Source organism: Leifsonia sp. HAY1-4F, from assembly GCF_056755275.1.
Map to the genome: position 1 here is coordinate 20,399 of NZ_JBNDHX010000049.1, position 6,643 is coordinate 27,041.

At 70.5% G+C, this 6,643-nt stretch carries 6 protein-coding genes; 2 read left to right on the forward strand and 4 right to left on the reverse strand.

Annotated features, from left to right (window positions below; translation table 11 throughout):
• Positions 1 to 3: 3 nt before the first annotated feature.
• From ACPYOG_RS10900 to ACPYOG_RS10910, 3 genes are read right to left on the reverse strand one after another with little or no spacing between them, the layout of a single operon-like run.
• Positions 4 to 1,857, reverse strand: a complete 1,854-nt coding sequence (locus ACPYOG_RS10900; RefSeq protein WP_481294247.1) for a YhgE/Pip family protein — start codon at positions 1,855 to 1,857, stop codon at positions 4 to 6.
• Positions 1,854 to 2,585 (reverse strand): hypothetical protein, encoded by a 732-nt coding sequence (locus ACPYOG_RS10905; RefSeq protein ID WP_481294248.1) that lies wholly within the window; start codon positions 2,583 to 2,585, stop codon positions 1,854 to 1,856. The genes ACPYOG_RS10900 and ACPYOG_RS10905 overlap by 4 nt, the downstream gene beginning before the upstream one ends.
• Complete coding sequence (locus ACPYOG_RS10910) at positions 2,582 to 3,271, reverse strand: TetR/AcrR family transcriptional regulator (RefSeq protein ID WP_481294249.1); 690 nt, start codon at positions 3,269 to 3,271, stop codon at positions 2,582 to 2,584. The genes ACPYOG_RS10905 and ACPYOG_RS10910 overlap by 4 nt, the downstream gene beginning before the upstream one ends.
• Before the next feature lie 119 nt (positions 3,272 to 3,390).
• Here ACPYOG_RS10910 and ACPYOG_RS10915 point away from each other — a divergent pair, with 119 nt between their 5' ends.
• Positions 3,391 to 4,677, forward strand: a complete 1,287-nt coding sequence (locus ACPYOG_RS10915; RefSeq protein ID WP_481294250.1) for an adenylosuccinate synthase — start codon at positions 3,391 to 3,393, stop codon at positions 4,675 to 4,677.
• Positions 4,678 to 4,798: 121 nt separating this feature from the next.
• On the opposite strand, the gene ACPYOG_RS10920 is transcribed toward ACPYOG_RS10915, so the two are convergent.
• A complete protein-coding gene (locus tag ACPYOG_RS10920) occupies positions 4,799 to 6,079 on the reverse strand; it encodes a GNAT family N-acetyltransferase (protein WP_481294251.1) in 1,281 nt (426 codons plus the stop codon).
• Between the two features lie 77 nt (positions 6,080 to 6,156).
• Between ACPYOG_RS10920 and ACPYOG_RS10925 the strand changes: the two genes are divergently transcribed.
• Positions 6,157 to 6,447 (forward strand): hypothetical protein, encoded by a 291-nt coding sequence (locus ACPYOG_RS10925; RefSeq protein ID WP_481294252.1) that lies wholly within the window; start codon positions 6,157 to 6,159, stop codon positions 6,445 to 6,447.
• The last annotated feature ends 196 nt before the right edge of the window (positions 6,448 to 6,643 follow it).

The window sequence follows — 6,643 nt, forward strand, 5'->3', positions numbered from 1 at the left end:
CGCCTACCCGATGAGCGACGGACGCAGGTCGCGCAGCGTCCGGAAGTGCGTCATCCGCGTCACGCCGATCGCCGAGATCAGCAGCGCCCCGAGCATCCACAGGGCCAGCACTCCGGCATCCGCCCAGGCCGTCGCCGGGTTGCCGCCGTACATCAGCTGCCGGATGCCGTCCACGGCGTACGACATCGGCAGCACGTTGTGCAGCGCGGCGAGCGGTCCGGGCAGCGTCTGCCACGGGAAGGTCCCGCCCGCCGTCACCAGCTGCATCACCATGAGCACGAGCCCGAGGAACTGCCCGACGCTGCCGAGCCAGACATTGAGCGCGAGGATGATCGCCGCGAACGTGACGGACGCCAATCCCATCAAGGCGTACATCCCGAGCGGATTGTCGATCCGGAACCCGAGAGCACCGGACACGATCGCGAACAGCCCGATCATCTGAACTGCTCCGAGAAGGCCCGGTGTGAGCCATCCCGCCAGCGTGATTTTCACCGGCGAGTGGAGTGCCGTGATGGCCCGGCGCGAGACCGGCTTGACGATCAGGAACAGCGCGTAGATGCCGATCCACGCCGCCAGCGAGACGAAGAACGGTGCGAGCCCGGCGCCGTAGGTCCCGGCGGAGGTGATCGAGTCGTTCTTCAGGTCGACCGGATCCGCGATGGTGGAGGCCTGCTTCTGCTGCAGATCGGGAGAGCTGTCCGGGATGCGGTCGACGCCCGTCTGCAGCCCGTCGCGCAGCTGCGCGGTGCCGGCGTGCAGGCTGGTGAGCCCGTCCCGCAGTTGCGCCGATCCGCTCGCCGCGGTGGCAGCGCCCGAAGCGAGCTGCGATGCGCCGTCCGCGGCCTGCTGCGAGCCGGACGCGACCTGGGATGCGCCACCCGCGACCTGGTCCGCTCCGGCCGAGAGCTGGTCGATCTGGCCGACGGCGCTCTGGATGCGGCTGTTGCCCGACTGCACGGTCGTGTCGATGCTCGCGAGCGACGCCTGCACCTGCGCGATCACGGCCGAATCGACGCGTCGAGCCTGCAATTCCTGGATGAGCTGCTGGCCGGTCGCCGGGGCCTCCGCCGCGAGTTGGGCGGCCGCCGCCCCCGCTTGGTTCGCCTGCGTAGCCAACTCCCTGTTGCCGGCCGCGACCTGGGCCGCCCCGTCGCTGACCTGCTGCGCCCCCGCCGCGAGCTGCCCGAGCTTCCCCGACAGCTCCTGCGAGCCCGACGCGAGCTGGGCCGTGCCGTCCGCCAAGAGACTCGCGCCGGACTGCGCGCTCGCGCTGCCGTCCACCAGTTTGTCGGCGCCGCCGACGGCCGTGACGAGCTGCGAGCGGATGTCCGCCAGCCCGACCAGGAACTGCTTCGCCGCCTCCTCGTTCACCTGCTGGACGATCGCGGTGCGGATCTTCTCCGCCGCCTGCGTGCCGATCGTCGAGGCGAGGTAGCTGTTCGTGTCGTTCGTCGTGAGGGTGACGATCGCCCGGTGCGGGTTCGTCCCCGAGGCGGAGGCGAGGGCTGTCGAGAAGTCCTTCGGGAAGGTGATGCTGAAGTCGTATTTCGAATCGTCGACGCCACGCGCCGCCGAGCCCTGTTCGACGCGGTGCCACTGGAAGGATCCGTCCGAGACCAGCTGCTTCGCGACGTCGTCGCCGTAGGAGACGGCCTTCCCGCCGACGGTGGCCCCCGCGTCGTCCACGACGATCGCGGCCGGGATGCGGTCGAGGTTCGCGTAGGGGTTCTGGTTGGCCCACAGGTAGAGGCCGCCGTAGAGCACCGGAACGCACATCAGGGCGACGAGCGCAACGATGGACATGGGGTTGGCCGTGAGGCGACGGAACTCCGCCGCGATCATCTGCGGGATCTTCATTCGCTCTCCTCGGTGGGCTCGGGTTCGGGGTCGGGTTCGGGTTCGGGTGAGGGCTCCACGATCAGGTCCGGGAGCTCGTCGGTGTCGTCTCGGCCGGGGTCTTCGTCGAAGGTGTCCGGGCCGGTCTCATCCATTCGCGACACCAGCGAGGCGGCGGCGATGGCCGCTGCGGAGGCGTCGCCCGCCACGACCAGCACGGCGGTGTCGCGGCCCGCGAGCTCGCGGGCGAACCGCCACCAGTCGACGGGGTCGCCGCCGTGACGGTCGGGCGAGACGATGACCAGCGCATCCACTCCCTTCCGCAGCAGCGCCAGCTCGGCGAGCAGGCGGATGCGGACGGTCGGCGGCACCGTGCCGATCGAGGATCGCGACCACTCGGACGCGCCGAGTTCACGCAGGCAGCGCCGCACGGCGAGGGGATGCGACCGCCGGCCGGCGAACATCAGCTCCTCCGCCACGACACCGGCGACGGTGACATCGGCGGCGGGCTCGGAGACGCCGGGCGCGTCGATCAGGGCGATGCGCCGACGCATCGCGGCGTAGTCGGTGACGCCGTCGATGGCCACGGTCCCGGAGTCGGGACGCATCCGCCCGGAGGCGATGAGCCCGAGCACAGTCGGCCGCTGCTCGGTCTCGGCCCGCGCGAGGGAGGCGCGCCCGGACTCGAAGGTCGCGGAGGTGGGTGGCAGGGCAGCGCCCTTCTCGACCCGGTCGAGGACGACCTTCATCGCTGTAGCCCTCCGTCGCTCGAGCCGTTCGAGCCCTCTGTGGTGCTGTGCCCCGCTCCCGCGACGAACGCCAGCTCCGGCGTGGATGCGATCAGCTCGCCCGCCTCCCGCCAGCTCATCCCCGCAGCTCCGAGGCCTGCGAGCATGACCAGTCGATGCCCGGCCTCTGGCGTCAGTCCCGTACGCGTCGCCTCCTCGAGCACGGCCACGGCCGCGTTCTCGATCAGCCGGGTGACCGTCTCGGGATCGAGATCCGTGCGGATGCGGCCGGAGCCCATCCCGCGCCGGACCGTCTCGCGCAGCCGCTCGCGCGCCGGGTCGAGGGCCGTGCCCACCAGTTCCCGGTGGGGGCCGCGCACGGCGAGGGCCGCGCTGACGCGGATGTGCTCGACCTCGGCCCAGAGTGTCGCGCCGAACAGCGCGATCTCGACCAGCGGGTCGGGATGCGACACCGGCTCCAGCAGGGCCGCGAGGCGGCGGGCGCCGCGCGTGAACACCTCGACGAGCAACTCGTCCCGGGTGGCGAAGTGGCCGTAGACCGCGCGCCGGCTGAGGCCGGCCCGGGCTGCGATGGTCTCGAGGGACGCGTCGATGTCCTCGTTCAGCGCCACGGCGGCGGCGCTGAGGATGGCCTCGCGGTTCGCGGTCGCGTCGCGACGTGGAGCACGGGTGGAGGGAGTGGGCATGGCAGCAGTCTACGCCCTTCTTGCACACCAGTGTGCAACTTAACGGGTCACGATAGGATCGAGTGCGACGGTCGTCCGCGTGGCGCCGAAGCGATCCATCCACTCGAGAGGACTCCAACGTGCCCGCGATCGTGATCATCGGCGCCCAGTGGGGCGACGAAGGCAAAGGCAAGGCGACCGACGTCCTCGGGAGCCGCATCGACTACGTCGTCAAGTTCAACGGCGGCAACAATGCGGGCCACACCGTCGTCATCGGCGACGAGAAGTACGCCCTGCACCTGCTGCCCTCCGGGATTCTCACCGAAGGCGTCACCCCGGTCATCGCCAACGGCGTCGTCGTCGACATCGAGGTGCTGTTCGAGGAGCTCGACGCGCTGATCGCCCGCGGCGTCGACGTGTCCCGTCTCCGGGTCAGCTCCAACGCCCACGTCATCACCTCGTACCACCGCACGATCGACAAGGTCACCGAGCGCTTCCTCGGCAAGCGCCAGATCGGCACCACCGGTCGCGGCATCGGCCCCACCTACGCCGACAAGATCAACCGGGTGGGCATCCGCATCCAGGACATCTTCGACGAGAACATCCTCCGCCAGAAGGTGGAGGGCGCCCTCGACCAGAAGAACCACCTCCTGGTCAAGGTCTACAACCGCCGCGCGATCACGGTCGACGAAGTGGTGGAGCAGCTGCTCGCCTATGCCGAGCGCCTGCGCCCGATGGTGGTCGACAGCTCGCTGCTGCTGAATCAGGCGCTCGAAGAGGGCAAGTACGTGCTCTTCGAGGGCGGCCAGGCGACGATGCTGGATGTGGACCACGGCACGTACCCCTTCGTCACCTCCTCGAATTCCACCGCCGGCGGTGCCGCCACCGGTTCGGGCATCGGCCCGAACCGTATCGACCGGGTGATCGGCATCGTCAAGGCGTACACGACCCGCGTCGGCGCCGGACCCTTCCCGACCGAGCTGTTCGACGAGTGGGGCGAGTTCCTGCGCGAGCGCGGCTTCGAGTTCGGCACCACGACCGGTCGCCCGCGCCGCACCGGCTGGTACGACGCGCCGGTCGCCCGGTACACCGCCCGGGTGAACGGCGTCACCGACTTCGTCCTCACCAAGCTGGACACGCTCACCGGCATCGACCGCATCCCGGTTGCCGTCGCCTACGACGTGGACGGCGTGCGCCACGACGAGGTCCCGGCCTCGCAGAGCGACTTCCACCACGCGAAGCCGATCTACGAGGAGTTCCCCGGCTGGACCGAGGACATCAGCGGCGCCCGCAGCTTCGACGACCTGCCCCGGAACGCGCAGGACTACGTCCTCGCGCTCGAGGCGATCTCCGGCGCCCGCATCTCGGCGATCGGCGTCGGCCCGGCCCGCGACCAGATCGTCGTCCGTCACGACCTGATCGGCTGACTCCCGCCCTTCCATGTGCGCGCACCAGTGAAGGAGATCCGAACGAGAATCGTTCGGATCTCCTTCACTACTGCCATCCGAAGGAGATTCGGGAGGTGACCTCCTTCGACAAAGTGGAGGGTCAGAACCAGGTGCTCAGCCGCGGTGGCACCGCCGTGCGGAACAGGCGGTCGAGCGCATCCACGTCGCCCTGGATGCGGCCCGCGACGGCGAGCGAGCGCGCCGTGTCGTGGCCCAGGTACACGCTGCCGAGGGCGTTCACCCGAAGTGTCACGTCGGCCGGGTCTTCTGTCGTGGTCACCGTCGCCCGTCCCTCCATCACGGTCAGGCGGAAGCGGCCGGCGGCGAGACCCAGGTCGTCGGCCACATCCAGCACCAGGGAGCCGTCGCGCTCGTAGCTGCGGGCCTGCAGCGAGGCCGGGAGGTCGAGGATGCGCACCCACAGGTGGTCGTCGACCGACGTGACCCTCGCGCCCCGGATGTCGGAGACCAGCGCGGGCAGCGGCTCGTCCACACCGCGTGTCCACACTTTCACGCTCGCGACGAGGTCGAGTTCGAACAGGAAGCGCCAGAGCGCCGTGAGCGCCTCGTCGGTGGCGGCCGCGAGGTAGTTGACGTCGACCGTGTGCCGGGTGAAGTCGTCGTCGCCCTTGACGGTGAAGGAGACGAAGCCCTCCGGCTCGCCGGACGGGGAGTCGTAGCGGACCAGCCGGTAGCGGTCCGCATCCGAGTCGCCCTTCAGCGGGCCGGTCAGCCGGTGGGCGAGATAGGGCTCGAGGCCGATCTCGCCCGGCCGGCCCGCCATGACGCGGTCGAGCACGCGCTCGGCGGTCTCGCGGTACTCCTCGGGGTCGGTGAACGACAGGCGCCCGACGGTCTCGGCGCCCGCCCAGCGGACGCGCTTCGTGTCGACCGTCCAGGCCGTCGCATAGGTGGCCGGCCCGAAGCCCCAGCGGCCGTAGATGACCGACTCCGAGACCGTGAGGATCGCCAGCGGGACCCCGAGCGCGTGGGCCGTGCGAAGCTCGCCGCCGAGGAGCGCACGGGCGATGCCGCGCCGGCGATGCGTCGGCGCGACGGTCACGGAGCTGATCGCCCAGGCGTCGATGCGCTCCCCGCCCGGGACGGTGAGGGGCGCGACCCGCGAGTTGACGGTGCCGACCGGCTCGCGGGCCGGGATGGCGTCGTCGTACACTCCCGTCGTACGGCGCGAGCGGAGGTATCCACGCGCCTCCTTGAGCACCTCATCCTTCGGCCGGCCGTCGTGGAAGCCGCGGAAGTCCGCACGGATCCACGCGTCGAAGGCGGCAGCGTCTTCCGTGTCGACCAGGGAGAGGCGGAGTCCGCCGGCCGACAGATCGCTCTCGGAGGTGGGGTCGATGGGCCGGGTGAGGAAGTCCATCCCTTCACCGTATCGGGCGGCCCTGGCGGCGGGAACAGCGGACAGGCGGGCGGGCGGGGTCCGGTAGCGTGGATCCCATGAAGGTGCGCGGTCTCATCCAGAGCAGCGAAACGCGGGAGCTCACGGCCGAGGCGGACGACGCGCAGTCGGCACGCGCGCTCATCGAGGAGCAGGTTCCGGAGGGATTCGACCTGCTGCGCGTGCACAACGCGATGCCGCGTGGCGGACGGGTCATCGCCACGGCGGTCATCCGCGGGTCCGCCGTCAGCGAGATCGAGGCCGAGGGCCCCGACTACGCCTCCGCCCGGGACGCCCTGCGCGCGCAGGTCCCTCCCACGCACCTCCTCCTCTCCATCGTCGTCGCCTGACCTCTCGTCCCGCGTCCGTCCGCGGCTCGCGCCCCACCGTCGGCTCGCGCCCCACCGTCGGCTCGCGCCCCACCGTCGGCTCGCGCCCCACCGTCGAGTACGCAAAGACTGCACGGTTTTCGGGCCTCGAGCGTGCAGTCTTTGCGCTGTCTCTTATACACATCTCCGAGCCCACGAGACACTCGCTAATCCGGGG